23 protein-coding genes are annotated in these 26,142 nt (G+C 37.9%); all 23 read left to right on the top strand.

Annotation, left to right across the window (positions count from 1 at the left end; all coding sequences use genetic code 11):
- The first annotated feature begins 19 nt into the window (after window positions 1-19).
- The 23 genes from tssC (at window position 20) to H5122_RS20210 (ending at window position 26,140) form a co-directional block, all read left to right on the top strand.
- Window positions 20-1,546 (top strand): type VI secretion system contractile sheath large subunit, encoded by a 1,527-nt coding sequence (gene tssC, locus H5122_RS09295; RefSeq protein ID WP_182681460.1) that lies wholly within the window; start codon window positions 20-22, stop codon window positions 1,544-1,546.
- A gap of 2 nt (window positions 1,547-1,548) precedes the next feature.
- On the top strand, window positions 1,549-2,316 hold the full coding sequence (locus H5122_RS09290) for a type VI secretion system accessory protein TagJ (protein ID WP_182671931.1): 768 nt from the start codon (window positions 1,549-1,551) through the stop codon (window positions 2,314-2,316).
- A 17-nt stretch (window positions 2,317-2,333) separates the two neighbouring features.
- Window positions 2,334-2,819, top strand: a complete 486-nt coding sequence (gene tssE, locus H5122_RS09285) for a type VI secretion system baseplate subunit TssE (protein ID WP_024594570.1) — start codon at window positions 2,334-2,336, stop codon at window positions 2,817-2,819.
- Window positions 2,816-4,642 (top strand): type VI secretion system baseplate subunit TssF, encoded by a 1,827-nt coding sequence (gene tssF / locus H5122_RS09280; protein WP_182681461.1) that lies wholly within the window; start codon window positions 2,816-2,818, stop codon window positions 4,640-4,642. Before tssE ends, tssF begins: the two co-directional genes overlap by 4 nt.
- The gene (tssG, locus tag H5122_RS09275) at window positions 4,639-5,628 is read left to right on the top strand and encodes a type VI secretion system baseplate subunit TssG (protein WP_182681462.1); all 990 of its coding nucleotides are present in this window, start codon (window positions 4,639-4,641) and stop codon (window positions 5,626-5,628) included. The genes tssF and tssG overlap by 4 nt, the downstream gene beginning before the upstream one ends.
- Before the next feature lie 22 nt (window positions 5,629-5,650).
- Window positions 5,651-8,254 (top strand): type VI secretion system ATPase TssH, encoded by a 2,604-nt coding sequence (tssH, locus tag H5122_RS09270; RefSeq protein WP_182681463.1) that lies wholly within the window; start codon window positions 5,651-5,653, stop codon window positions 8,252-8,254.
- A gap of 250 nt (window positions 8,255-8,504) precedes the next feature.
- Entirely contained in the window at window positions 8,505-8,984 is a 480-nt protein-coding gene (locus H5122_RS09265; protein ID WP_007377086.1) for a type VI secretion system tube protein Hcp, read from the top strand.
- 73 nt (window positions 8,985-9,057) lie between these two features.
- The gene (locus H5122_RS09260) at window positions 9,058-10,935 is read left to right on the top strand and encodes a type VI secretion system Vgr family protein (RefSeq protein ID WP_182681464.1); all 1,878 of its coding nucleotides are present in this window, start codon (window positions 9,058-9,060) and stop codon (window positions 10,933-10,935) included.
- 7 nt (window positions 10,936-10,942) lie between these two features.
- Entirely contained in the window at window positions 10,943-11,299 is a 357-nt protein-coding gene (locus tag H5122_RS09255) for a hypothetical protein (protein WP_182671935.1), read from the top strand.
- A gap of 35 nt (window positions 11,300-11,334) precedes the next feature.
- Entirely contained in the window at window positions 11,335-11,625 is a 291-nt protein-coding gene (locus H5122_RS09250) for a PAAR domain-containing protein (RefSeq protein ID WP_024595244.1), read from the top strand.
- A 2-nt stretch (window positions 11,626-11,627) separates the two neighbouring features.
- On the top strand, window positions 11,628-12,656 hold the full coding sequence (locus tag H5122_RS09245) for a hypothetical protein (protein WP_182681465.1): 1,029 nt from the start codon (window positions 11,628-11,630) through the stop codon (window positions 12,654-12,656).
- Complete coding sequence (locus H5122_RS09240; RefSeq protein WP_182681466.1) at window positions 12,653-13,504, top strand: hypothetical protein; 852 nt, start codon at window positions 12,653-12,655, stop codon at window positions 13,502-13,504. The genes H5122_RS09245 and H5122_RS09240 overlap by 4 nt, the downstream gene beginning before the upstream one ends.
- Entirely contained in the window at window positions 13,504-18,906 is a 5,403-nt protein-coding gene (locus H5122_RS09235) for an RHS repeat-associated core domain-containing protein (protein WP_310736068.1), read from the top strand. Before H5122_RS09240 ends, H5122_RS09235 begins: the two co-directional genes overlap by 1 nt.
- Before the next feature lie 11 nt (window positions 18,907-18,917).
- Entirely contained in the window at window positions 18,918-19,781 is an 864-nt protein-coding gene (locus H5122_RS09230; protein WP_182681467.1) for an immunity 49 family protein, read from the top strand.
- Window positions 19,782-19,927: 146 nt separating this feature from the next.
- On the top strand, window positions 19,928-20,770 hold the full coding sequence (locus tag H5122_RS09225; RefSeq protein WP_182681468.1) for an immunity 49 family protein: 843 nt from the start codon (window positions 19,928-19,930) through the stop codon (window positions 20,768-20,770).
- A gap of 22 nt (window positions 20,771-20,792) precedes the next feature.
- Window positions 20,793-21,362 (top strand): hypothetical protein, encoded by a 570-nt coding sequence (locus tag H5122_RS09220; RefSeq protein ID WP_182681469.1) that lies wholly within the window; start codon window positions 20,793-20,795, stop codon window positions 21,360-21,362.
- Between the two features lie 332 nt (window positions 21,363-21,694).
- A complete protein-coding gene (locus tag H5122_RS09215) occupies window positions 21,695-22,459 on the top strand; it encodes a ChaN family lipoprotein (RefSeq protein WP_182681470.1) in 765 nt (254 codons plus the stop codon).
- Window positions 22,459-23,040, top strand: a complete 582-nt coding sequence (locus H5122_RS09210) for a hypothetical protein (RefSeq protein WP_182681471.1) — start codon at window positions 22,459-22,461, stop codon at window positions 23,038-23,040. Before H5122_RS09215 ends, H5122_RS09210 begins: the two co-directional genes overlap by 1 nt.
- A gap of 105 nt (window positions 23,041-23,145) precedes the next feature.
- Complete coding sequence (locus H5122_RS09205; protein ID WP_149613840.1) at window positions 23,146-23,412, top strand: hypothetical protein; 267 nt, start codon at window positions 23,146-23,148, stop codon at window positions 23,410-23,412.
- An 82-nt stretch (window positions 23,413-23,494) separates the two neighbouring features.
- Window positions 23,495-24,274, top strand: coding sequence for a hypothetical protein (locus H5122_RS09200; protein WP_182681472.1), 780 nt, complete (start codon window positions 23,495-23,497; stop codon window positions 24,272-24,274).
- A gap of 237 nt (window positions 24,275-24,511) precedes the next feature.
- Window positions 24,512-24,943 carry a DUF4198 domain-containing protein gene (locus tag H5122_RS09195; protein WP_223231575.1) on the top strand — a complete coding sequence of 144 codons (432 nt, stop codon included), beginning with the start codon at window positions 24,512-24,514 and terminating at the stop codon, window positions 24,941-24,943.
- 23 nt (window positions 24,944-24,966) lie between these two features.
- Entirely contained in the window at window positions 24,967-25,791 is an 825-nt protein-coding gene (locus H5122_RS09190) for a lipase family protein (protein WP_259395759.1), read from the top strand.
- On the top strand, window positions 25,781-26,140 hold the full coding sequence (locus H5122_RS20210) for a hypothetical protein (protein WP_259395760.1): 360 nt from the start codon (window positions 25,781-25,783) through the stop codon (window positions 26,138-26,140). Before H5122_RS09190 ends, H5122_RS20210 begins: the two co-directional genes overlap by 11 nt.
- Window positions 26,141-26,142 lie beyond the last annotated feature (2 nt).

The raw sequence follows: 26,142 nt of genomic DNA, 5'->3' as shown, positions 1-26,142 counted from the left end.
TTAAGGATAATGCAGTAGAATGAATCACGAAGAGTTTTCATTTATAAATCAAGACTTCGCTTTTGTACAAAAAGCGCAGTCTAGAATAAGTGATAATGAGGCTTTACTCGATAGGTTTTTAAACGAAAAAAACCTAGATAAAGCCTTGTTGTTATGGCTTGAAGGCTCTTCCGATTCACCTATATCTTGGACTAAAGAATCACTTGGTCCTTATTTACAGCGCGTAATTGTTGAACTCGATCAACTCATTTCAGAACAATTAAACCTCATAATTCATAATGATAGATTTCAAAAGCTAGAAGCCAGTTGGCGTAATCTTTGGTGGCTGATACTTCAAAGCGAACAATACGACAAAGAAAATAAAGTAAAAATAAAAGTATTGAACTGCGATTGGGCAACACTCTCTAAAGATGTAAACAAAGCTATTGATTTTGACCAAAGCCTATTTTTTCAACTACTTTATCAAAGTGAGTTTGATAGCGCAGGTGGCGAGCCATTTGGTGTAGTAGTAGGTGATTATGAAATTAGTAACATGTGCTCAGCAGGCACAATTTATAATGACATAGACACAATAAAAGAAATATCTAGAACCGCTGCCGCTGCTTTTTCTCCATTTATTTGCTCGGCTTCTCCTAACTTATTTGGTGCAGATAACTTTTCTGATTTAGGCTATTACGCAGACTTGTTTAACCAGTTTGAACAACCCGAATACGCTAAATGGCAAAGCTTTCGAGCGATGGAAGAATCTCGCTTTATTGGACTTACGCTTCCTCATGTATTAGTTAGACCCCCATATAGCAATGATGGAAAGCGTCATCAAGATTTTTATTTTAAAGAAAAAATTAAAGATCCTGAAAGCGATATGCTTTGGGGCAATGCAGCATACCAATTTGTATCTACCTTAATAAGAGCATATTGCGATAGTGGCTGGTTTGGTCACATTCGTGGTATTGAGCCGGGTAAAATTTCAAAGGGGCTGGTTACAGGCCTGGCGAGAGACAGTTTTGCAAACGACACTTATCAAAAAGAAGCAAAGCCACCACTAAACTTGTTAGTGACAAGTAAGTTTGAAAAGCAATTTTCTGAACTTGGCTTTATTCCAGTATCGTCAGTGACTAATACAGAACACATTGTTTTTTATAGTAATGCATCGGTTCAAAAAACTAAAAACTATGAATCAAGCGCTGCTAATATTAATGCGCGCTTATCTTCAATGCTGCAATATATTTTGTGCGTATCTCGTTTTGCTCACTATTTAAAGCTATTAGCTCGAGATCGTGTCGGCTCTTACAACACGGCACAAGCTTGTGAGCGAGATCTACAAGCGTGGATAAATAATTATACAACGGCTTCAGACTCTGCCTCCGAGCATATAAGAAGTAAGTACCCGCTAAGTAATGCCAGAATAAAAGTCAGTGAAAATAAAGCCAATCCAGGGCATTACTTTTCTGTTTTACAATTACAGCCACATTTTCAATTAGATCAGATGATCTCCAGTATTAAATTAATTACAGAGCTCAGTCCTCATCATAAAATAAAGGAATAGTCATGAAAAAAATACATAGCTTAATTCGCGAGGGGAAACTTACTGATGCATTATCTTGTTGTGCTACAGAGCTTCAAGATGAGCCATTAAACTTTGATATCAGAAGTATTTACGCCGAATTACTTTGCATAAATGGTGAACTTGAAAAAGCCGATAAACAGCTAGATTTCATGGTACAAAAAAATCCAGAGTTTGCAGTAGGTGCAGTAAATTTAAGGCACTTAATTCGTGCTCAGCAATCTCGTGTAGATTTTTACCAAGGTAAAGGCATTCCTAAGTTATTTCATGATGCGAATGAGTTAGACACACTATTTTTGAAAATGCATGTTGCTCTGTTAGAAGGCTCAACCGACGAAGCAGCTCAGTTAGCTCAAGAGATGGAGTCTTTAAGAGTTAGCACAGACGATGCATCAACAAGAGATCTTGATGATTGCTTAAACCCGTACCTAGAGGTTTTAGGTACTAATGGTGAGTTTTATCTAGCAAACTTTAACGAAATTGAATCGTTAAAAATGGAGCCAGTAGAATCTTTATTAGAAAGTATTTGGTTACGTGTTGAAATTACAATTAAAGATGGTCCATCAGGTACAGCTCATTTACCACTTGTTTATATTAACTCTGAATCGGAGCTTGAAAAGCTAGGTCAAGTGTCTGACTGGGTTGAGTTAAAAGATGAATTTATTATTGGTAAGGGCATGAAAATGCTGTTTGTTGATGATGAGGCTATCACCATCCCAAATTTAAAAATAAGCTCACTTGAAACAGCATAATTTAAGCTTAAGCAACCATGATAGAGCATAAACAACAGCTTCAAGCATCCATTATAGATAGGCTCATTGACGATGAGCCCGACTTCCAGGATGCGCCATCACGTACCGAAGGCATCACTATTAGTGAGCTTAGAAAAAACGTGCGCAGAGATATTGAAGCTTTGCTAAATGCTCGAATTCAATGGCATACATGGCCAACTCAATACACCGAGCTGGCTACTTCATGTTTGTCTTATGGTTTACCTGACTTTTCGAGTATGTCTGTAAGCTCTCACGAAGGACGCGCATTACTGTGCGAAACCGTCAGAAATACAATTTTAAAGTTTGAGCCACGGTTTCTTGAAGTAGAAGTATTTACAGATGAAGAAGTGCCTTTAAACAGAGTATTAAATTTAAGAATAAATGCACTTTTATACGCCGACCCTGAGCCAGAGTTTATCAGTTTTGATTCAGAAGTAGAGCCCGTGAACTTGGGTATGAAGATTATTGAGGCATCATTATGAACGATGAGTTATTGAAGTATTACAATCGTGAATTAGCATTTGTGCGTCATTTAGGTAAAGACTTTGCTGAAAAATATCCAAAAGTTGCAGGGCGTTTAAAGTTAAGTGAAGATCATATTGAAGACCCTCATGTCTCAAGATTAATAGAATCTTTTGCATTTTTAACTGCCAATATAAGGCAAAAGCTCGACGATAGTTTCCCGGAGTTAACGGATGCTTTGCTAGGGCAAATGCTACCAGATTACCAAGCGCCAATTCCATCAATGTCAGTTGTTAAGCTCGAAGCTGAGAACTTATCTACGGCAGGTGTGGTTATACCAAAGGCAAGTGAAGTAGAAACTAACGTTGACTCAATGAAGCAATGTAAATTTCAAACGTGTTATGAAACCTACCTTTGGCCTGTTGAAATAACAAATGTGCAATTTGATAATAGCCCATTTGTAGCGCCTAAGCCTCGCTGGCAAGAAAAAGCAAAATCTATTTTCAAAATAGAATTAACAGGAGAGTATAAAGGGGTTTCGCTTGCAGAAACTGGCCTTGAAAAATTACGGATTTTTATCAATGGCCAATGGCATCATACACTTAAAGTTTACGAACTACTGTTCAAACATAGTATTGGTATTGCTATAGACAATGGCGATGAAGGTATTAGATATCTGTCAAAAAGCCAATTAAAAGCAGTTGGCTTTGATTCTAACGAAGCAGTGGTCCCTTATTCACTGCGCTCATCTGCCGGATATCGTTTGCTCGTCGAAAATTTTACTTTTCCTGAGAAGTTTAGGTTTTTTGAGCTTGAAGGCATTCTTTCATCACTGCCTAAGCAATCTAATAAATGTAGTATTTATATTTACCTAGATACTGAATCTGCTGAGCTTGAAAAACAAGTAGATAAAGATATGTTCTTATTAGGCTGTACACCAATAATAAACTTATTTGAACAAGAGCTTGAGCCAATACGACCTGAGATCAGTGAATATGAATATCAGTTAACACCGCGTTATATGGACTCGGAAATATCAGAAGTAATTGGTATATCGGAAGTTATTGCATTTGATCATAAAGGCAATAAACAAATTGTTTCGCCTTTTTATGGTCAAACACATCCTAAATATCATGGACATGATGATTTGTTTTGGCATATTCGTCGAGAAACTGCTTCTTGGGCCGGCGGTTATGTAGAGTCAGGAACCGAAACATTTTTATCGTTAGTTGATGCTACTTTTGAAAATAGTGCGATGGAATATGGTGACGGAAACTCTGTACTTACTGTGCGCGCAAATTGTAGTAATCGCAACCTACCAGCAAGCATGCCATTTGGTGATGACGAACTTGGTTTATTAATGCCTGAGCGCGGCGATGTAATTAAAAAAATTAGATGTTTAACGCCATTTACTCATGCAGTGAGACCTATATTAGCTGATGCAACACGGTGGCAGTTAGTTAATCATTTAACGCTTGATACCTTTAGTGGTGAAGACGCATGTAATAAGCTTAAAGAAGTTTTGCGCTTATACGATTTTAGAGCATCACCACAAACTAAAGGCATGATAGATAATATTTATAGAGTGATCATAGAGCCCTCAACTGCCCGTGTGATTCAAAAAGGTAAAGTAAGCTTTGCAACAGGCAGCGAAATTGAAATTACATTTGCTAACGATGATTTTTCTGGCAGCGGCATGTTCTTCTTTGCATCAATACTTGATCACTTTTTTGCTCAATTTGCAGCAATAAATAGCTACACGCGTTTAAGTTTAAGGCTTAAAGAGCAAGAGCAAATTTATTATCAATGGCCTGCAAGAGTGGGTGACTGTCCGTTATTATGATAAAGCAAATAATCTCACAAGCTTCTCAAATTGACTTTTACAAAGCTGTTTTCATAATTGAAAATCAGCTAAAAAAGCGTGGCTTAGATTATCGACATGTCGGTTACGACAGTAATCCAAAGCAAGAGTTGATTAAGTTTACAGCTACCCAAAAGTTTGGTTATCCAGGTAATGCAATTTCCAAATTAGAAGAAACTGGTTTTGAAGACGGTATGCATAAAGTAACTATCCAGGTTTCTTTTATGGGACTGACGGGGTGTTCAGGCGCTTTACCCCAGTTTTATAGCGAGCTCGTTATGCAGCGTTTACGCTATAAAGATACAACCATGCGTGACTTTTACGACATGTTTAATCATCGTTTAGTCTCACTGTATTACCGCGCTTGGAAAAAATATAAGCTTTCGCTTAATCACGTTAATAAAGAAAAAAATAAAGACCCATACACACAAATACTCGGTTTATTAAGTGGTGGCTATAACGAGCACCAACTGCATTTTTCAGGTTTATATAGCCGTAAAATTAGAAATGCATTTGATTTAAAAAATGTACTTTCGTCATACCTAGGTTGTGATGTATCAATCAAACAAATGGTTGGCCAATGGCACGAGTTAAAAGAGCAAGAACAAACCCGTTTAGCAAGCCAGGCATTATATGAAGGCCAGCACGCCCGTTTAGGTGTTGATACCATGATTGGAAATAAGGTATGGGACGTCTCTTCTAATATCGAAATTCACATAAAATCAGATGATCCAGATAAAGCAAAACAACTTTTGCCCAAAGGTCCGCTTTTCGAAATAGCGAATCAAATAACAAAAGACTATGTAGGAAATGCTATTAACTTTCGCTTAGTCATTGAGTCAAATTTTCAAAATTTAGGTGCCGCTAAACTTTCAAAAAATGAGTGTCAGTTAGGCGCCAATAGCTTCTTATCTGTACAAGATAACAAATTAAAATCTAACCCTACTAAGTTATCGTTTAAGGGATAATTAAAATTAAAAGGAAAAAAGTATGTCTTCGATGACACTGAATAAACTAGTTGAAAAACTGAGTCCTGATTGCAGAAAAAGCTTAGAAGGTGCTGTTGCTATATGTAATAGTCGCAGTCATTTCACGGTTGAACTTGAGCATTGGTTACTTGCAATGATTGAGCAGCAATTAGATGATGTTAGACTAATTTTTGGCTCGTTCGATATAGATATTGATAAAGTTCAGCAGGATTTAAATCAATCATTAGAGTCTCTTAAAACGGGTAGCGAGTCATCTCCTAGTTTGTCAGTGCATGTTACGAGTCTTCTTAAGCAATCTTGGTTAAGTACCAGTATTGAGTTTACAGATAATCAAATTCGTAGTGCATACGTTATTTATACTCTTACTAAAGACGATACATTATCTAGTTTAGTAACACGTTGTAGTAAGTTATTTAATAAAATAGAGCCTGGTCAATTGCTTCATGCATGGCCTGAAATAGTTGCGCAATCTCAAGAGCGCAACCATTCAGTACAAAATGCGTCAACTCAAGCAAATGTTGGTTCTAAAACTCCAAGTTTAGATCAATTTACTGTTGATTTAACTGCCCAAGCACTCGCTGGAAAAATAGATCCTATTCTTGGTCGTGATTTCGAAATTCGTCAAATGGTTGATATTTTAACCAGACGCCGCCAAAACAACCCAATTTTAACTGGTGAAGCGGGCGTAGGTAAAACAGCAGTCGTTGAAGGGCTAGCATTAAGAATTGCTCAAAAAGACGTACCTGCTGTATTACAAAATGTAAAAATTCACAGCTTAGATTTAGCACTATTACAAGCTGGTGCAGGTATGAAAGGGGAATTTGAAAATCGCCTTAAATCGCTTATCAATGAAGTAAAAAACGCGGTAAATCCGGTTATTTTGTTTATTGATGAAGCACATACCATGATTGGTAGCGGTGGTGCAGCGGGTCAAAATGATGCGGCAAATCTATTAAAGCCTGCTTTAGCGCGTGGTGAATTACGCACAATAGCTGCAACTACTTGGGCTGAATACAAAAAGTTTTTTGAGAAAGACGCCGCATTAACACGCCGCTTCCAAGTTGTAAAAGTTGAAGAGCCAACCCCTGAAAAAGCGGTGGCAATGTTACGAGGCTTAGTGCCTGTAATGGAAAAACACCACAAGGTGTTTATATCTGAGCAAGCACTTGAAGGCGCGGTGCATTTATCACATCGTTACATTACTGCAAGGCAGCTACCAGACAAAGCCGTTGCATTACTAGATACAGCTTGTGCACGTGTTGCAATGAGCCAAGCATCTACTCCAAATACTATAGAGCAGCTTGTAAATCGCTTAAGCGAAATAGAAACACAAGTAAAAATGCTTAACAGAGAGCAAAAAACGGGTTTAGATCATTCACAGCAACTAGACACATTAAAAGCAGAGCTAATTACAATTGAAGAGCGATTAGCGCCGTTAAATGAGCAATTTAGTGCTGAAAAAGAAATTGTAGCTGAGCTTAATCAAGCTTTAGAGCTTATTAACTCTCAAGATGAAGAGTCATCACAAGAAATACTCGATAAGCTAAGACTTAGTAAAGAGAAGCTAGCCTCTTTTGAACATAATATGGTTCATTGGCAGGTTAACGAAGAGCTTATAGCGCAAGTTATTTCAGATTGGACAGGGATACCTGTTGGCAAAATGCATGAAGATGAAATACATGGCATTTTAAATTTAGCACAGCAAATGAAGCAACGAGTTGTAGGGCAAGACCACTCTCTTGATTTAATAGCTAAAGTTGTTCAAACATCTCGTGCTCAGCTAGCAGATGAAAGCCGTCCTAACGGTATATTTATGTTAGCAGGGCCAAGCGGTGTGGGTAAAACAGAAACTGCACTTTCGCTAGCCCAAGAAGTGTATGGTAGTGAAGAAAACGTCACGGTAATTAACATGTCAGAGTTTAAAGAAGAACATAAAGTTTCTTTATTACTTGGCTCTCCTCCAGGATATGTAGGTTACGGTGAAGGAGGAATATTAACCGAGGCAGTAAGAAGAAAGCCATACAGTGTTGTACTTTTGGATGAGATGGAAAAAGCACACCCAGGCGTACAAGATATTTTTTATCAAGTGTTTGATAAAGGTACAATTAAAGACGGTGAAGGCCGCGATATCGACTTTAAAAACACAATTATTATTATGACCTCAAACGTGGGCACAGATACCACAATGAGCTTATTTGAAGACGAAGAAAGTAAACCAAGCATCAAAGGTTTATTAAAGGCATTACAAGATGATTTACTTGCTTCATTTAAACCGGCATTTTTAGGTCGTATTAATGTAATTCCTTACATTCCATTAAGTGACGATATTCTTACTGAAATTGCCGCTATTCAAATAAATAAAATAATTAAACGTGTTAAAAAACACTACAATGCAGAGTTAATTTATAATGACGATGTAATTGAATATATTATTGCTAATTGCCAAAATGCAGGCTCAGGTGCACGTAATATTCACACTATACTTCAAAATAGAGTGCTGCCATTGTTGTCTGAGGTTTTACTTTCTAGCATGATTGACGACAAAGAAATTAATAGTATATCGCTATTAGTAAAAGATAATGAATTTGAACTAGAGCTGAATTAAAGGTTAATTAAAGTTAATTTGAAATAACTTGTTATTAAGGTTGTTTCTTTAGTTTGAGGGCATTATAATTTTGGTGCCTGATATCACTACATGGAATTTTTGAGACATTGTCTTCATCTAAGGAAAGGAATCAGAAGGCCTTTTCATTGCTGTATTAAAGATAATGGTTTCAAAGGAATTTTGGTATATACCAAAGTAAAGAATCCAGTATTAATGGATAACATTGTTTAATAAAAAGGAGCATTATCAAATGCAAGCAAATACATATTTAAAATACGGTTCAATCAAAGGCGAAACTACTGCTGAGTCTTTCAAAGATTTAATTACAGTTTTATCTCTTGATTGGAATGTAAGTCGCGAAATTAGCTCAGCTACTGGTACAGCGATGGACCGTGAGTCAAGCTCTACTCGCCTTGGTGACGTAACAATCACTAAACTTCAAGATAAAGCATCTCCGGATCTTTTCAAAGAAGCGACAATCGGTAAAGGTTTACCAGCTATTTTCCATATCACTAAGCAAGGTGATAAGGTTGAAGAAATCATGAAAATCGAACTTACAGATGCAATGATTTCTAGCTACTCAGTTTCAGTACAAAATGATCGTCCAATCGAAACAATCACTATCAGCTACACAGAAATGATGATGACTGTTACTCCAACAGACGACAAAAATAACATTACTGCTCCTCTTGTATACGGTTACAGCGGTGTTAAAGGTCAACAAATGTAATATTTGTTACCTTATAATGGCTCTGGGCATTGCTCAGAGCTTTTTTTGATCTTTAGGACGGGAAAAGCAAGGAATGCAAAAAGCAACACAAGATAAAAACGTAATTCAAATTAGCACCCCTGTTGGTAAAGATGCCCTCTATTTAACTCGTTTTGTTGCCCAAGAGGCAATGTCTGATTTGTTTGTTATGTCTGCCAATATGTACACTATTGGAAAGCAGATCGCGCACGAAGACTTAGTGGGTAAACCTGTATCTATTAAAGTAAAAAATGCAGATGGCGGTGGTGAGCGTTACTACCACGGCATTGTTAGTCATTTGGTTTCAAATGGCAGCCGTACGGCTGATGTTGACGAGCAAAAAAATTATATAGATTATCAAGCGACGATAGTTCCATTCGCAGCTTCAATGCGCAATCGTAAAAATAGCCGCATTTTTCAAAAGAAAACAATTAAAGAAATATTTGCTGATTTATTTGGCCAACACAATGTTGCCTTTAGCGATAAAACCAGTAAAACCTACCCTAAATATGAATATTGTGTTCAGTATCAAGAATCTGATTTTGATTTTATTCAGCGCTTATTCCAACAAGAAGGTATATTTTACTTTTTTGAACACTCAAACAGTAACCATACGCTTGTATTAGCTGATGATATTACGGCTTACGAAGTATGTAATGAAGGCAAAGTTGTATTTTCAACTGGCCATTTAAGCGAATCACACGTATCGCGCTGGCAAGGTGGCTTAAGCATTGCCCCTGGTAGTTTTAAACGTGTTGGTTACGATTTTAAACAGCCATCACGATACCCAGATGGCGAGCAAGCAAACCCTGAGCTTCCTACTCAATCGGTCTCTGAAATTTTTGAATACACGGGCGAGCAAGAGTGCCACCCGCGCGCAGCTAATTTAGCATCTGTACAGTTAGAGTCATTACAAAGAGATATGAAGCTTTCTAGTGGGCGAAGTGATTGTCGCTCATTTACTGTAGGTAAGTTATTTAGTTTTAAAAAGCACGAAGACCCACGTCTTGAAGGTAAAACATTTGTTATTACCTCTATGATGACTTCAATTACAGTACCCAACCAATCAGGTTCGCAGCAGTCATCGGTAGAAGAAGTTTATTCAAATCACTTTGAATGTGTCCCAAAAGAAATCCCTTACAGAGCACAAATAAATAAGAAAAAGCCTGTAATAAACGGGGTCCAAACGGCAATCGTAACTGGCGACAGCGCTGATGAAATTATGATTGACCAATATGGTCGTGTAAAAGTGCAATTTGATTGGGACAGAGAAGGCAAAAAAGATTCTAAAAGTTCGTGTTGGATCCGCGTTGCCCAAAACTGGGCTGGTAAAAAGTGGGGGGCTTTTTTCTTCCCTCGCGTTGGCCAAGAAGTACTTGTGGATTTTATAAATGGCGACCCAGATCAACCTATTATAAGTGGGGCCGTATATAACGCAGACTTAATGCCTCCGTATGCATTACCGGCAGAAAAAACGCAAAGCGGCATAAAAACGCGTTCTACAAAAGAAGGCGGGGCAGATAATTTTAACGAGCTTAGGTTTGAAGATAAAAAAGGCAGTGAGCTGGTTTATCTTCAAGCAGAAAAAGACAAGCAGCTCTATGTTAAAAACGATCAAAACGATAAGACAGATCACGACCACAACATTGAAATTGGCAACGACAGAAAAACAGATATTGCTAACAACGACACCCTTAATGTTGCTAAAAATCGTATTGCCGAAATGGGTGAAAACGATACTTTAAAAGTAGGTAAAACATTAAATATAGAAGCGGGTGATGAAATAGTTATTAAAACAGGCTCTGCACAAATTAAAATGAGCAGTAATGGTAATATAACTATTGAAGGCACTAATATAAATATTAAAGGTAGTAATGTTAAAGTTGACGGCAGTGCTATTACTTTATCAGCTGGAATGATTAAATTAAATTAGTGCAAATATGGAAATAATAAATAGCTTTCATTCAGGACTTAGAAACGGCATTAATAATAACGGATATGTTGTATATTGCCGTTATGGGCTTGCGCATTTAATATGTTTGCCAATTAATAGACCAGACGATCCATTGCTAAATCCAGCATTAAGTCATCTAAAAGCAATGAATGGTTATTACGCTGGCCAGTTTTTAAATAATTTACACCCAGTATTAAATAGTGAAGATGTTGTGTCGGGATTATACCAATATGCTATGCAAAGCCCTGTTGCACTTTCAGATTATTCTCAAAGTGAATTAATAGAGTGTTTATCTCTATTAGTGGCGCACAGCAAGTTATTAATTATCCCTTTATTTGATTAGTTTTATTTAAAAATATAAACAGACAAGGAGTCTTTATGGGCAAGCCCGCAGCTACAATTGGTCACATGCATGTGTGTCCTAAAACAACCGGCACAGTGCCGCATGTAGGCGGCCCTGTAGTTATTGGTTCAACTAATGTCTTAATTGGTGGAATGCCTGCTGCGCGTAAAGGCGACATGATGGTGTGTATTGGCCCACCAGATAGTATTAAATCGGGTTCTGGCTCGGTTAAAATTAACGGTAAGCCTGCAGCTAGAATGGGTGATGACAGCTCCCACGGCGGTAAAATTGTTGTTGGCAACCCTACAGTATTAATAGGTGGCTAACTTTGCTATCTACATACCTAAGTAATCATAAAGCGCAACTGCTAGCAATTAGTGAAGCACAATATTGCCCTTTTACATGCGTAGGTTTTATTAAAACGCTTAAAACAAAGCTATTAGAAGCATGTTGGTTAACGGCTAAGAAAAATAACGTCCCACAAAAATTTAGCCAGCCAGATTTAGTGCAATTAATCACTTTTTTACAAAGTGACCCCAATATTGATTCCACTGCACAAGCATGCGTTGAGGTAATGGCTAATTTGCCTCAAAACATTAACTTAGCGTTTATTAACGCTTTAATGAACGAGCCTACCTTACATAGCCTAACTAAATTAATTATTTATAAAGTTCTGTTACAGCAGCATAGCTTGAATTTAATCGCTTATATTGACTTAAAAACTTTGTGCTTTGCATTAACCACTGACAAAGAGTCACTTGAGCATTTACAGCCAGCGTTGGAGCAGAATTTATTAATAAGTAGCCAAGCCAAAAATACCGATGTAATAAATACGTTTAAACACTTATGCAATGCTGGGCTTATTAATTCTCCGTTAATGTCGCTTTTTTTATTATCACTCAGTTGGGAGCAGGTGAATGTAGTTGGCAACCATGCAAGCAATACTTTAACGGTTGACCAAACCATGCAGGTATTACTGCAAAGTAGCTTTGCAAAATTAATTCCATTAGCTAATACTTTTTTAAATAAAGTTGAAGAACCACGTACCATTATTGCTTTAATAAGGCGCTTGCTCGGCGATAAGCTTGATTTATTAGTGAGCTTTGAAACACAACTGCAAGCATGGCAAGGTGATGAGTTATCGTGTAGTGAATTTAAGCGTCAGTTACACACTAACTGGCCAAAGTTTGAGGGCGAGCTTTCATCTTCGCGCTTAATAGCTGGTAAAGCGCTAAATACTAAGTTAAATGCTATAGAAATGTCTGCTATGGATAGCTATAGCCAAGCTGTATTTAACTTATATAACTACTACCAACACGCTACTGCTAAAAAGTTAGCTGCGGAGGCCGTGTTGTGAGTGCTTTTAATATTAATATGGAGTGTTTTTTAGCGCCATTTTCTCAAGACATAGATGAGCTTTTATACGGCGAAGAGTCTGCATCAAATGAGTTTAAAGAATGGCAATCGTGGAATGCATGCATTTACGATTGTATATTAAAAGCAAAAGAATTATTTGCAAAAGTTGAAGACCTACAAGCGCCTTTAGTTTGGTTGCTTCCTGCGCTTGAATACCAAGGCGAGCTTAAGCAACTTTTGGCAAATAGTTTAAAACAGTTATTTCCACAGCATGTAAGTCATATTTTGTTTTATGGTGCTACAGGCGCTAATGCAATGATCGAACTTGTGCAAAAAAATCAGTGGAAAAAGGTTAACGTACTTGCAGTAGACGCTACACACAAAGCAAATATAAACGGTGAATATGCCTATCAAGGTGTTGGTGGTGCACTTGCAACTGTTATAGCGGTTAAAACTGGTTGGATGCAACAAAGCCACGAACTGGCTCCATCTGTAGATTTTATAAAACATAACCAATTAAGTGGGATTTTTTCTAACATTGCGCTTAATAGTAAAAAACAAATAGATTTTATATGTGCGCCAGGTAATGGCGTAAACCACGAAAGCGATGTGTGGTTAACAAATTTACAATTGCTCAGTAATTTAATTAGTGAGCATACACATTATGAATTACCTAATTACAAATTAGGTAAAATTGGTGCGCTTGAAGGACTCGTCAATTTATATCAATTGACCTCAAGCCCGGCTATTGTAAATCACTATAAACATGCGTTAGTGATTTCTCAAGAACAATCAAAATACCAGGCCGCAGCATCATACTTATGGATAAGTGAGGAAGTACACAACTAATGCAAAGTAATACAGTTGTTTTACAAGGATCAAGTTACCCCATTTGCCTCGTTGCTGGTAAAGGCCAAACGCCCTCTGGCTATGCACCTGCAGTAGCAAACACGGCACAAAGTGCTAAACAGCAAATAGCTGAAATTGGTGGTGCGCTAACTGGCGATGCTGCCAAACGCCTCGACGTAATTAACTTATTAAATAGCGCAGGCGTTAGCTGCCCACGCAGCGCCTCTGCCCGCGAAACCGCAAGTGCACTTACCCAAGCTTTAATAGCTGGCGCTATAACGTGTTATCACCAAAAAGCAAAGTCATCTATTCAAGTTAGTGATAACACCAATAGTGGAGCAGCTGGCAAAAAGTCGAGCAAAAAATCAAGCTCAACAGCATCAGGTAAAAGCGCATCGCAAGCACCCGCTAAAAACACTGGCGGTGCAAGTAATAACACCGCAAGCGAAGAGCCCATTACAAATCAAGAGTGCCGTTCAGATCCGGTATCAATGCTTTCGGGCGAAGAAATTCTCCCGCTCATCGACTTTACCCTAGCAGGGAGTCGGCAATTAGTGTGGCGACGTTTGTATCGCTCATCTCATGCTGATGTGTGCACAACAATGGGTAATGGTTGGCGCCATGACTTTATGGCAAGCCTTACAGAGCATTACTTACCGCCGCCAAAAGTGGGCCCTAAGCAAAAAGGGACTTACTGGTTAGAGTACCAAGACGAGCATGGCGCTAAACATAAATTTGAAAAGGTAAAGCCTGGCCAATCGAGCTATCAGTTGAGTAGTAACCTTGCACTGCATTACCAAACAAATGGTAAGCAAGTACTTGTAACACCAGATGACCAACACCTTACCTTTAAACCAGGCGAAAGCGCGTGGTTGCTTGAAAAAATAATTAACGAAAAAGGCCAAAGCATCGCGTTTTATTACGATGCAAAAGAGCGCCTACACCGTATAGAAGTAAACAAAGTACGTGGCTGTATTATTAGCTACAACGCGCAAGGTTTATTAAGCAAAATAGCAGCGTATTGCACCGATAAAAACAATAAACAGCAATTGCTATCGCCATTGCTTGCAAGCTATGAGTACGATGAAAACAAAAATCTTGTTGAGTCTACTAATCAGCAAAACGAAACTGAACGTTACGCCTACAACGCCGCTAATTTATTAACAAAGCGTACCCGAGCCAGTGGCTTTAGCCATCATTTTGAGTGGGATAGCTACTCATCTAGCGCTAAATGTATAAAACAATGGGGCGATAATAATACCTATACTTACCAGTTTGAATATAACTCAGAGGCTGGTGAAACAACCTGTATAGACTCTCGCGGCCACAAAGAGCACTTTGTACATAACGCACAAGGTAAATTGGTAAAACATACCGACCCTAACGGCAACGTTTGGCAATATACATACAATGCGCAAGGCCAAAAGCTCAGTGAAATTAAGCCCGATAGCAGTACAACGCGCTATAGCTACACACCTTTCGGCCAATTAGAAACTATAACGCAGCCAGATGGTAGCCAAACCCATTTTGCTTACAACCAACTTGGGCAACGTGTATTAACTACCCTACCTGATGGCCAAACCATTACGCGTAAATACAGTGTGGCTGGCTTATTACAAAGCGAAACCTTTGGCGATGGCCGTACCACGTTATACAGCTACGATAAGCTTGGCCAGTTAACTCAGCATATAAATAAAAACGGCCAAATCACTAAGTTTATTTGGAACGAGCAAGGCGAGCTATTAGCAAAACACCACAACGATGAGCTAATACGTTACAGCTACGACAGCTTAGGCCGCGTAAATGCCACACTTAATAACGCAGGCTTACTCACTCAATATAAATACAATGAGCACGGCCAGCTTACACAAACAATTGCCTTTGATGAAAAAGAGCCTGAAAATAAACAGCATCAAAATTTTAGCTACGACGAAGCAGGGCGATTAATTAGCTCACAAAACAGCAAAGGCGATACCACAGAGCAACACTTTGAAGGGCTAAGCCAACCGCATTGTGTTATTCAGCCTGATGGCAGCGCACTGCATTTAACGTACGACAAAGAGCGAAACTTAACAGCCATCGAGCGAAGCGACGGCCACGTATACCGCATAAGTTACGACGCTAACGAAAACCCAACACAAATAACCGGGTTTGATGGCACGCTACAGCAATATAAATACGATGCCTGTAATCGCTTAGCCTCAGTAACGCAAAGTAATAAACGCCATGTAAAAATAGAGCGCGACAGCCTTGGCCGCGTAACTGCGCAGCATGCAAGCCTTGCAAGCGACTCACATATCGTTAATAACGCCAATTACTACAGCTATAACCTGCAAGGTAAAATTACGCGTGCGCATAACGCGCAATCAACACTTAAACAACACTTTGATAAAGGCGGCAGGCTACTGTGCGCCGAGCAAGTTAATAACCAGCAACAAGCGCATACTTTAAAATACAGTTACGACGAATACGGCAGACGGCAATCACTTACTCTGCCAGATTCAACCACGCTTAAATATAGCTACAATAAATTTGGTCAGCTAAGTGCTATTCACTTACAGCAAGCCAATAGCAATGCTGTTGAACTTGCAGCGCTTAGCTACGACAGCCAAGGCAATATTCAAACTCAACAATTTGGTAATGATGTAACCCTTACCCAACAATTTGATGTATTTAACCGCTTAACACAGCAGCAGTTAACTCATCCTGCGCAAGCACTATTTGATACCTGTACGTACAATTACGACAGCGTAAACCAGTTGATTGCGCGTAAAGAGGAAGGCGTTAGTAGTCATAACATTAATTTTGAATACAACAGCCTTGGCCAGTTAATTCAGCAAAATCTAGCCAGTGGTGAGAACACAAAAGCTACCCAATACCAGTGGGATAGCTTTGGTAACCCAGTTAGCCAGTCAACGGTTAAAAATGACGAATTAGCTGAGCAGCAAACGACGCAGCCAAGCTATGATAGCGATGCTAGTGACGCCATCAATAAGGTTGCAAGCAACCAGTCAGAAAGCAAAATTAATGTAAGTCATAGTGAATATAATGATTTAAGTGCAGCAACCGCAGCCAGTGACCTAAGCAAAGACGATGGGGTTATTCAAGGCACTACAGACGCTGACCGTTTAACCCATTTCGGCGACAGCGACTTTCATTATGATGAGTTTGGTAACCAAATACGCGAAACCGGCAAAGGCATAAAAACCCGCCGCGAATACAATGCATTTAATCAATTAAGTTGCTTTAACAACAACGGCACGCTTACTCAATACGATTACGACCCACTCGGGCGTCGCATTGCCAAGCACACCGAGCACGGTAAAATTGACTACATTTGGGATAACGACCAGTTAATTGGCGAATACCAGCATGGTGAATATACCTGGTATATCAACCTGCCAAATCAATTTCACCCAGTAGCGCTGATTAAACAAGGCGAGGTGTATTACTATCACCTAGACCAACTTAATATTCCACGTTTTGTTACCAACAACAAAGCAGAAGTCGTATGGGAAAATCAAGCCGATGTATATGGTTATGAAGAACCAGAAGTCGAGTTTGAGTTTAATAAAGAAAATACCTTCACTCAACCAATCCGTTTTCAAGGTCAATATTTAGATGAAGAGAGCGGCCTGCATTACAACCGTTATCGCTACTATAGCCCTAAACAACAACGATTTATAAACCAAGATCCGATTGGATTAGTGGGTGGAATAAACCATTATCAATATGCGCCGAATCCGGTGAATTGGGTGGACCCGTTTGGGTTAATGTGTGAAGAGGGTGAGAAGAGCTTAAAAGAAGCGCTTGAAATAAGTGTTGCTTCAGGAACTATTAGTGGTGAATTATCTGATAAATTATTGCAATCCGCTTACGATGGAAATTTAACGCCAAAAGATATTAAAGAACATCTAGGGTCATTAACAACTCCCTCAACACCTATTAGATGGATACCCCCTAGTGTTTTAGATAATAAGTTAGGGGCGGGTGGTTATAAAGAGGCCTTAGCTATAGATGATGATGAAGTATTGCTTATTCCAAAGCGTAACTCTACAAATATGAATCCTGCGACTATTGAGGACATAAAACAAGAAGCGAGTATTTTAGAAGAGATTAAATCGTTAGGGTTGCCCGTTGTAACAATACCTGAATTTGGAAGTACGATTACTCCAGATGGCAGTATTATCCAAGGTGGTATTCAAGAGCGCATGTTATTTAATGGGCGTGATATTACCAAAGAAACTATACAAGATAATGAAGCACAAGGGTTTACAAAAGATAATCTTGCAGCTGTTTTATCTCAAAAATCTTTAGATGAATTAGCCCGAATATATGAAGTTTTCGAAGAGAAAAGTATATTCATTAAAGATCTACAATTTATGTATGGGGCTGACGGTTTACCAAAAATAGCTGACCCACAAGAGATCATAGTGGGAGCATCTGATGACAAAGTAGATAGTTCTCTAGAGGATATAGCTTATGAATACAAACTACTCGAAAAGTTTGTATCAAATAGTGAGCGGGATGCATTATTACTAGTAAGCCAGCTTAAGTCTCCAGATAAAGATAATTACAATGTTTACACTAATCACAAAGGTAATGTAATTGTTTCGCGAAAAGATAAAAAACAATCAGCGAAATTACGCTACGAAAATGGCGCATTAGTGGAAGCCAATGATAAAATTGATATTTTTCATGATGTAGAGGAAAAGCTTACTTTAGACCATGAGAAATTAACTCCTGCAGATAAAGAGAAATTAAAAGAGTGTGCTGATAAGCGTGATAAGGCTGTAAAAGCTCGAAACGAAGCGCTGGATATGGAAGAGGGCTCAGAGCGAGAACAAGCGCTTAAAAATGCACGAAGCAATATGCGAAATGCAAGTGAGGAGCTAGGGGAAGCAGCGGCTAAAGCGTATATAATGCATGAATATCCTAATGCAATTCCCTTAGAATCAAACCTCCCCGGTGATGGTAAACAAGGCCAGTTTGACCAAGTTTATTTAATTGATGGAAAGCCACCAGAGGTTATTATTGTAGAGGCTAAGGGTGGCGCATCTGATTGGGGCAGCCGTATGGCAGATAAAAAAAGAGCTCAACAGGGAAGTACTGAGTATATGAAATCTGTTATTAAAAATTACACCAAAAAACTAGAAGACCTCCAAAACCCTGATATTAACCCTACCTATGGTCAAGTCGGGAAAGAGGAGTTAACTAAGCAAATAACAGATTGTAAAAAGAACTTGAGAGCGATTCAAAAAGCGCAAAAATATTCTAGAGTAAATGCTAAGTTAAGTCCGCCTAAAGCTCCTGTAATTAAGTATATTGGGATCAAGCAAAAAGCCAATGACAGTGGAATGAAGAAAAGTATTGAAGTTACAAAGTTCAAAGTAAAAGTTTAAAGGGTACAAAAATGATAAAAAGTCACTATAGCTATGGCCAAATTTCTTATGATGATATGGTTGAGGAGTATATTGAAGATGACGAGGATAGCCTGTTTCTTATAAAAGCAGGCGGTGGTATGTCTTTTCATGAAGAATTTGAGAGAAACCTCATTAGGGCTTTTCCTTTAGAGGCGGTAGAGAATCCAAATAGCAAAAACGCATGGCTTTATTTAACACGCGGACAGCAAATGGCGTTAGCAGCCTTTCAGAGTAACGCAAGTGTGGGTAAACCATTTACAGTCGCTTACGATAATGATTTTATAGAGGTTATAGGTGAGGCTGATGATTTCTCAACTAAGGTTGAAGTGTGGTTGCCTGCTTTATATAGCGCTATTATATTGCGTAATAAACAAGCTATTGATTTTTTAATAACGATTGATAATAGCGTTTTTGCAGAGGCTAGTTTAGGTGAGCAAAACCGGCCATTTGACTATGCATTTGTAGATTTACTCAAAGCGGTATTTTCGTCAGGTGCAAATTTAGCCTCAGCAATCGAAAAAGCATTAGTTGCCAGTAACCCCGATGATTACGAAGACTTTGCTTATTTATACGCTAGCCGTTTAGATTGGCCCCTAGTAGATATTATTATGGCTATTTTTAGTGATGAGGGTGAGCATGCTTATAATAAGGAAATGAAAAAAGCGCTATTACTCCATAAAGAATATTTTAATACAGGAAAAGACAGTAGACGTGCTGATCGTCGGGGCGCCATTTCAATCCCTCTAACAGCAATGGCTGTACTGGCTAAAGATGTAAAAGGGTACGATTTAACCATTGAAAATGGCTATATTCCGCAGTGGATTATTGATGGCAAACCTGTTGAATATAAATAAAGCAGTTTGAATATATATGAAGTGCAGTTATAACTTTTATAAGCAATTAACTGCTAATATTGATTACTTATACAGTATTTTAATTATTTTTATTGTATTAATGAAAACGCTAAATTTACATTTTATAGCATTACGAAGGCATAAAAATGATTGAGAGTCACTTTACTCATGAACACCTAGACCATACAGACATGCTTGCAGAAAATGACAGCCATGAAGACCATTGGCCAAGTATTCAACGGAATCCATATACAGAAGTACCAAGGCTGTTTAAACGTAATTGCGAAGATCTACTGCCTATAGCTGCACTGATTGAGCCAAATGAAAACAGGACGTGGGGCTGTTTATTGCGGGCGCAATCTTTAGGCATGGGTATATTTGAAAGTAATGAACGCTCTGGCAATGCCTTTCCATTTCGAATTATAGATGACCACGTAATGGTTGTGGGTCGGCGCGACTATGTTAATACGAATTATCAAACTTGGCTTACAACTTTTTATTTGAGTATTTTGGCACGTAGCTTTGAATGGGAAGGAATCGAATATTTAAAATCTATCGATATCTCTATTTTTGAAAATGCAGAGTCGGGAGCGTCTTTGACTCCCTTTAATTTTGCCCTAGTGGAGTTATTAAAAATAATATTTACCTCAGGTTCGGATTTAGCGGGGGCATTAGAAAAAGCATTAGTAGCTAGTAACCCTGATGATTACCCTAGTGATGAGGATTATTTGTATGCAAGCCGTATAGAGTGGCCAATTCCTTCAATACTGATGGCTATATTTAGTGAAAATGGTGGGCAAGAGTACAACGAGGAAATGCAAAAAGCATTATTACTCCATAAAGAATATTACAGTTCATATGCAAGAAAGGGGGATAGAAGAGGCGCTATTTCAATTCCACTCACAGCGATGGCTGTACTAGCAAAAAAACTATATGGTTATCAGCTCACTATTGGAAATAATTATATTCCATCTTGGTTGATTAAATAACATACTTAAAATTAGGTTTATAATGAGTGATTTTTTAAATGGGTTAACTCTTGAAACAGATATAGTAAATTCCCTAAAAAATAATAAGGTGATAAATCTAACTAGACCTTATTTAGAGTTTAGGATCCGAAAATACAAAGAAAAGAACGATATTCAGGATAAAGATATTTTTACGTATATTGGGAATCGTTTATATATTCATTTAGAGAATGGCGACATTGTTGGATTTAAAACTAACGATGTTAAAGATTCAATTCTTGTTTGGTTTGCTTATAAGGAGGGTATTCAGCAAGGCGCATATGAAGACATGGAAAAAATACCCTATGATCATCCTATATATGGAAATCGTGAGCGTTGGACTGGACTTATTAACGAACAGATTAAGAATATTAGAGTGTTTACGCGCAAAACTCCCGAAGGTATGAAAAGTTTTGTAGATAGCAATGAGAAGGCAATTTTACTTGAATCAACTAACTGTAGTTTGTTATTACCTTATGGTGGGCGTTTTGAATACCGTACAGTAATGCCAATATTGAAACTTGAGGAAGCACCTGACGGTTATTTTGATGGTATGCAAGTAATCAAACTTTGAAAAAGTTGAGCAGGTGGCTCCACCATTAAGATTTAACTTTTTAAATTTTATAAAGATAATAAATGGCCTACGTTGCCAGCATTAAGAATAAACGAGCTATTAATAATAGAATGTCGCCTAGACCCTCACAGTTAAAGCTGTAAAACTATAGTCTTCCAATAAAAGTACTAGCGATTTTTTGTCTCGGCGTTTAATTGGTTTACCTGCACCTATTATTGATGCTTGGATTAATGAAAATAGAGATTCGCTTAAACTTGCAAGCACGCCTGCAGCTTGGTGTGACTAGCTTGGGGTTTTAATAACACTAAGAATACTTAACATAAGGAAATACAGTGAGTAAAATAAACACGGATGTAAATTATAAAACAATGGCCGGTAATGCGCGCTTAGTGATGCTTGGTGAATCAAGCCATAACCCAGCTATTTATAAATTTGAAGCTATTAAAGCACTTAGACAATTGAAAGCTTTTGGGTTTACACACTTTGCAATCGAAATGCTACCAAGATCTATGCAGGAAAAAATAGTTTTTTATCAACGCACTGGTAAAGGCTTTAATGTTATTCAGCAATATTTTAATGATAACTGGCGTTGGGGCTACGGCGTACCAAATAGTTATGGTGAACTAGTTAAAGCGGCTAGAGAGTTAGGATTAAAAATTATTGCTTTGGATTTAACTTTAGATGAAATGGATTTGATTGACGCTTCATGTAGTTACAATAATTCAGTCGCAGGAAATTGTTTTAATAGCCATACAATAAGAAATATGGTTTGGACACAAAATATTAGTAATATTTTAAATACGTCTAAGCAGAATAAAATTATTGCTTTTATGCATAGGTGGCATGCTGTGAGTTCTACTAATTATCAAGAAGGCCTAGACACACTGATAAAAGCGCAAGGTATTTTAAAAATTAAATTTATCGATTTTATTGGTGGGTCAGTTTGTTACTCACAAACTGATTGCAAGGGTTACTCTGATGAAAAAGAAGCGCTTAAGCAAAAGTACTTTTACCGAGAGGGCATCCCGTTTAAATCAGCAGTGACAACTTATCAGGTTCACTTACCTGAAAATTCAGCTCATATGAAAGGGCTATAATGGTGAAAACAATAGCTACTTTTCTTTTTACTACCGTAATATGTTTTGGTGCGATGGCAGGAACTCTTTTTCCTAACCTTGATATTAATGATCCTAACTTATCCCAAGATAAAGTCATGCGCCAATGTCAAAAAAGCTTAATGCATGCGCCTCAAGAGCTTGATGCTTGGTGTGAAAAAGCTTATAAAATGGGAAATTGGCAAGCTCTTGAATTGGTAGGTCTTCATACAGGTGATGGAAGCCGCTATATTGCTGAGGCAAAAAAGCATGCTGCAGAAGGCGATTCTGATGGTATTTTAGCTTTAGCGTATGTATATAGTACTGGACGTTTTGTTACTAAAGACCTAACACAGTCTATAAAACTTTATAATCGCTACCTCACTGATAATAGTAATGAAGTTAAAGAGAAAATGAGAGTGCAAAGGACTCATAAAGATCTTTATTTAATTTACACTGAACTAGGCAACTCAGAAAAGGCTGCTGAACATAAACGCTTTTTAAATGAAAGTAATTATGACGAAATCAGAAAAGAAATATTTGAAAAGCAACTCAAGGAATCTGGTATTTCTTTAGATAATTAAGTAATGAGTATTTACTTAAATGATTTATAATTAGTATAAATCATTAAGATTATTACACTTTTAAAGGAGCTATAAACGCCTAAGCTAAGGCGCTATAGAAATGATATGGAACAACAAAGCCAACAAACACTAACTAACCTTGTTTACGATATATATGAAGACCCAACTTTAATGGAAGAGCATCAAGTGCTTATAAACCCTTTGTTGAGCGATTTAGTTGCCACTGCGCCAGCTGGGTTTGAGGGTATGGCGACGATGATTAATACTCATATTTCTAATGGGTTTAAATTCAAAAATCCTAAAATACAAAAATTTGAACTTGAGTCGGGGCTTTTAAAACTTAAAACGTATTTTCAAAAAATAAACCTATAACCCCCATCATAATTACACACTCAATTTTTAATATTAATGCAGCACTAGTGCTGCATTAATTTTTTCTCATCAAGGATGATCTATGAGCCTTATTACCACGAGTATTTTAATGCTGTTTTTACAGCCTTTATTTGTATATTTAGCTCTTTTTAAAGAGTCAGATCGGAGTACTCCAAGCCGTTCATTAGATAACGAAGATGCTATGTATCTATTTATAGCGCCTGGTTTAGCCGTATTTTATTCTGATAACTTTTGGCAGGCGTTACTTTATTTAGGAAGTGTATGCCTACTAGGTTTAATGCTTGCCATTATTGTAAAAAGCAAAGCTAAAAAACGATTAACAAGAGATGACGCTATCGGGTTTACTATTGCCAGCTTTTTATTTTTTTGGATTATAAAATTAATTATTGGTGGGGTAGCGTATCTTTTTAGCGAAAATGCCACGAATGCTTCATCAGCCGACATAGGCCAGCAAACTTATTCATCAACTACAGGTGAGCTTTTAAACTGGGGCTATTTATATTATCAGTTTTGGCCAACGCTATACTTTTTACTCTTTATGTTAGCAACATTAGTTATAAAAATAATTGAGAGCCGGTTTAATAAACATTCATTTTCAGGCTCGCTCTTAATATTGGGCGCAGTTTTGGCAGGTGTATCACCGTTATTTGGGCATGCTTTTATTTTAGGCGTTATCGCAAACTTTTTTATATTTTTTGTTATGTGCACGGCATGTATAGAAATTGATAAAAGGAGCGATCCTTCAGCTGGTGCTATTAGTTTTATATATGGTTTTTTGCTTGTGGGCGGTATCGCGTTTAGTAGTATTGGTAAATTAATATATACGCTATTTTATAATTAAATTAGGATTGTTTTTTGATTAAAAAACATGCAGTATAATTGTACCTAATTAGTATGTTCCCCTACTTTTTTTAATATAAATATGGTTGGTGTAATTAATTGGCCATAAACATTAAGTAGCTTATAGCTAGGTCTTGGGAGAGTGTTTGCTTTGTTTTTATCGCGTTTAAAAATTTTTGTGTTGGTAATAGCCTCTATTGCCGTTGTTTTTTTTACTACATCACAGGCTTGTGCGGATATGTTTGGCTTTTTTAATAAACAAGAATTTTATTTATCGGCTCCAGTAAAGGGGCAGTTATTAGATAATGGGCAGCCAGTTGCAAACACTAAAGTAATGCGCTCACTCACCTATGGCGATGAATACGTTGACGAAACCACAACAGACGAACACGGTTATTTTACTTTTACAGAAAAAACAATAAAAACAGGTAAGCCCTCTAATATGTTTGATAACGACTCGTTGGTTCAGCATATTTATTTAGAAAACGGCACGCCAGAAGGAATTGTTTTATGGTACACGCTTATTTCAATTCATGAAAAAAGTGACACACTTAAAGAGCTTCTTGCACACTTGAAGTGTGATATTTCTAAAGAGCCGCAAACATACGATATTCCAATTAAAGAAGATACCAGCCACGCTTTTGCGATTTACACATCATGTAAACTTTAACTATTAATTTAAAGGGAACTTATATGAATACTTTGACGCCAACCCAAGCGGTACAGTTAGCTAACCTTGCTTATAAAGCAAAAAGCATTAAAACCACTAACTTACTTCATCGTTCACTTCATGCATCTTTGCGCGACAATTTTAACTTTTCAGTTAACCCTGGCGCAGTACAAGGTGTAACGGGAGGTTTTTTCTCCCATTTGTTTAATTTAAGTACGGGTTTTGCTTTAGTAGGGCATGGGCTTGGCGATTATCAGGGGGATTCAGTTATAACAATTCGTGGTACTAACTCGCTAAGAGATGGCTTAACTGATGGCCATTTTGGTTTAAGTGGAGGCTCAAATGGCAGTATGGTGCATGCTGGATTTAATAAGACCTTTTACAGTATGAAGCCCGCGTTACAGGAGTTTGTTGAAGCTAATATTAAAGATAAAGTAACCGATTGTATTCATTTAGTTGGCCACAGCTTAGGTGGTGCATTAGCGACGCTTTCTGCCGATTGGATTAGAGCTGAATATTCAATACCTGTAAAGCTTTATACGTTTGGATCACCGCGCGTTGGGCTTGAAAACTTCTCTCGGGCTGCGACATCAAGAATTGATAAAATTTATCGCTGTACTCATGGTGCAGACCCTGTTGCTAAGGTACCTTTGTGGCCGTTCTCGCATGCACCTTATAGCGGTCAAGAAATACGCTTAGATAATGGGCAAGGTTTAAAAGGTGCTGCCCATACCCTCAATGGTACGCCTGGCTATATAAACACAGCCAATAGTAATAATTGGAACAACTTAACCATTCAAGCTAATCATTTTTTGAGTACCCCTGTACGTTTGAAGTTTGAAGTTTGAAGATAGAAATCAAGCCTCTTTTACTTCCCACTGGGCTGATAAACTAGGGGCTGCGTTAGTCACACTTTTAAAAGATGCCGGCTATTACAGTGCAGTTGCTGCCCAAGCTGCTATTGGTACTGGGCTCACTTTTTACGATATGTTGGCGCGTACTTTAGATAAAATAGCTAAAGCGTCAGCCTCGTTTGCAACACAAACCTTAGGTTTATTAGGGCATATGTTAGTGTTTGCTGGCAAAGTAATTAGTAAAGCGGTGGAGCTTACATATAGCTTTATAAAATCTGTATTCGACTCAACCCTAGGCGCTCTATATCGAGCGGCGAGAGAGGGGCTAAGCGGCTTAGATTAACT

This window comes from Pseudoalteromonas sp. SG43-8 (genome assembly GCF_014164245.1).
GTDB lineage: Bacteria > Pseudomonadota > Gammaproteobacteria > Enterobacterales > Alteromonadaceae > Pseudoalteromonas > Pseudoalteromonas distincta.
This window is presented reverse-complemented; position numbering and strand designations above follow the sequence as displayed.

Excerpts from the sequence above, each read along its gene's own strand:
- tssC (WP_182681460.1), top strand. The coding sequence starts at position 20 with ATGAATCACGAAGAGTTTTCATTTATAAATCAAGACTTCGCTTTTGTA.
- H5122_RS09290 (WP_182671931.1), top strand. The coding sequence starts at position 1,549 with ATGAAAAAAATACATAGCTTAATTCGCGAGGGGAAACTTACTGATGCA.
- tssE (WP_024594570.1), top strand. The coding sequence starts at position 2,334 with ATGATAGAGCATAAACAACAGCTTCAAGCATCCATTATAGATAGGCTC.
- tssF (WP_182681461.1), top strand. The coding sequence starts at position 2,816 with ATGAACGATGAGTTATTGAAGTATTACAATCGTGAATTAGCATTTGTG.
- tssG (WP_182681462.1), top strand. The coding sequence starts at position 4,639 with ATGATAAAGCAAATAATCTCACAAGCTTCTCAAATTGACTTTTACAAA.
- tssH (WP_182681463.1), top strand. The coding sequence starts at position 5,651 with ATGTCTTCGATGACACTGAATAAACTAGTTGAAAAACTGAGTCCTGAT.
- H5122_RS09265 (WP_007377086.1), top strand. The coding sequence starts at position 8,505 with ATGCAAGCAAATACATATTTAAAATACGGTTCAATCAAAGGCGAAACT.
- H5122_RS09260 (WP_182681464.1), top strand. The coding sequence starts at position 9,058 with ATGCAAAAAGCAACACAAGATAAAAACGTAATTCAAATTAGCACCCCT.
- H5122_RS09255 (WP_182671935.1), top strand. The coding sequence starts at position 10,943 with ATGGAAATAATAAATAGCTTTCATTCAGGACTTAGAAACGGCATTAAT.
- H5122_RS09250 (WP_024595244.1), top strand. The coding sequence starts at position 11,335 with ATGGGCAAGCCCGCAGCTACAATTGGTCACATGCATGTGTGTCCTAAA.
- H5122_RS09235 (WP_310736068.1), top strand. The coding sequence starts at position 13,504 with ATGCAAAGTAATACAGTTGTTTTACAAGGATCAAGTTACCCCATTTGC.
- H5122_RS09230 (WP_182681467.1), top strand. The coding sequence starts at position 18,918 with ATGATAAAAAGTCACTATAGCTATGGCCAAATTTCTTATGATGATATG.
- H5122_RS09225 (WP_182681468.1), top strand. The coding sequence starts at position 19,928 with ATGATTGAGAGTCACTTTACTCATGAACACCTAGACCATACAGACATG.
- H5122_RS09220 (WP_182681469.1), top strand. The coding sequence starts at position 20,793 with ATGAGTGATTTTTTAAATGGGTTAACTCTTGAAACAGATATAGTAAAT.
- H5122_RS09210 (WP_182681471.1), top strand. The coding sequence starts at position 22,459 with ATGGTGAAAACAATAGCTACTTTTCTTTTTACTACCGTAATATGTTTT.
- H5122_RS09205 (WP_149613840.1), top strand. The coding sequence starts at position 23,146 with ATGGAACAACAAAGCCAACAAACACTAACTAACCTTGTTTACGATATA.
- H5122_RS09200 (WP_182681472.1), top strand. The coding sequence starts at position 23,495 with ATGAGCCTTATTACCACGAGTATTTTAATGCTGTTTTTACAGCCTTTA.
- H5122_RS09195 (WP_223231575.1), top strand. The coding sequence starts at position 24,512 with ATGTTTGGCTTTTTTAATAAACAAGAATTTTATTTATCGGCTCCAGTA.
- H5122_RS09190 (WP_259395759.1), top strand. The coding sequence starts at position 24,967 with ATGAATACTTTGACGCCAACCCAAGCGGTACAGTTAGCTAACCTTGCT.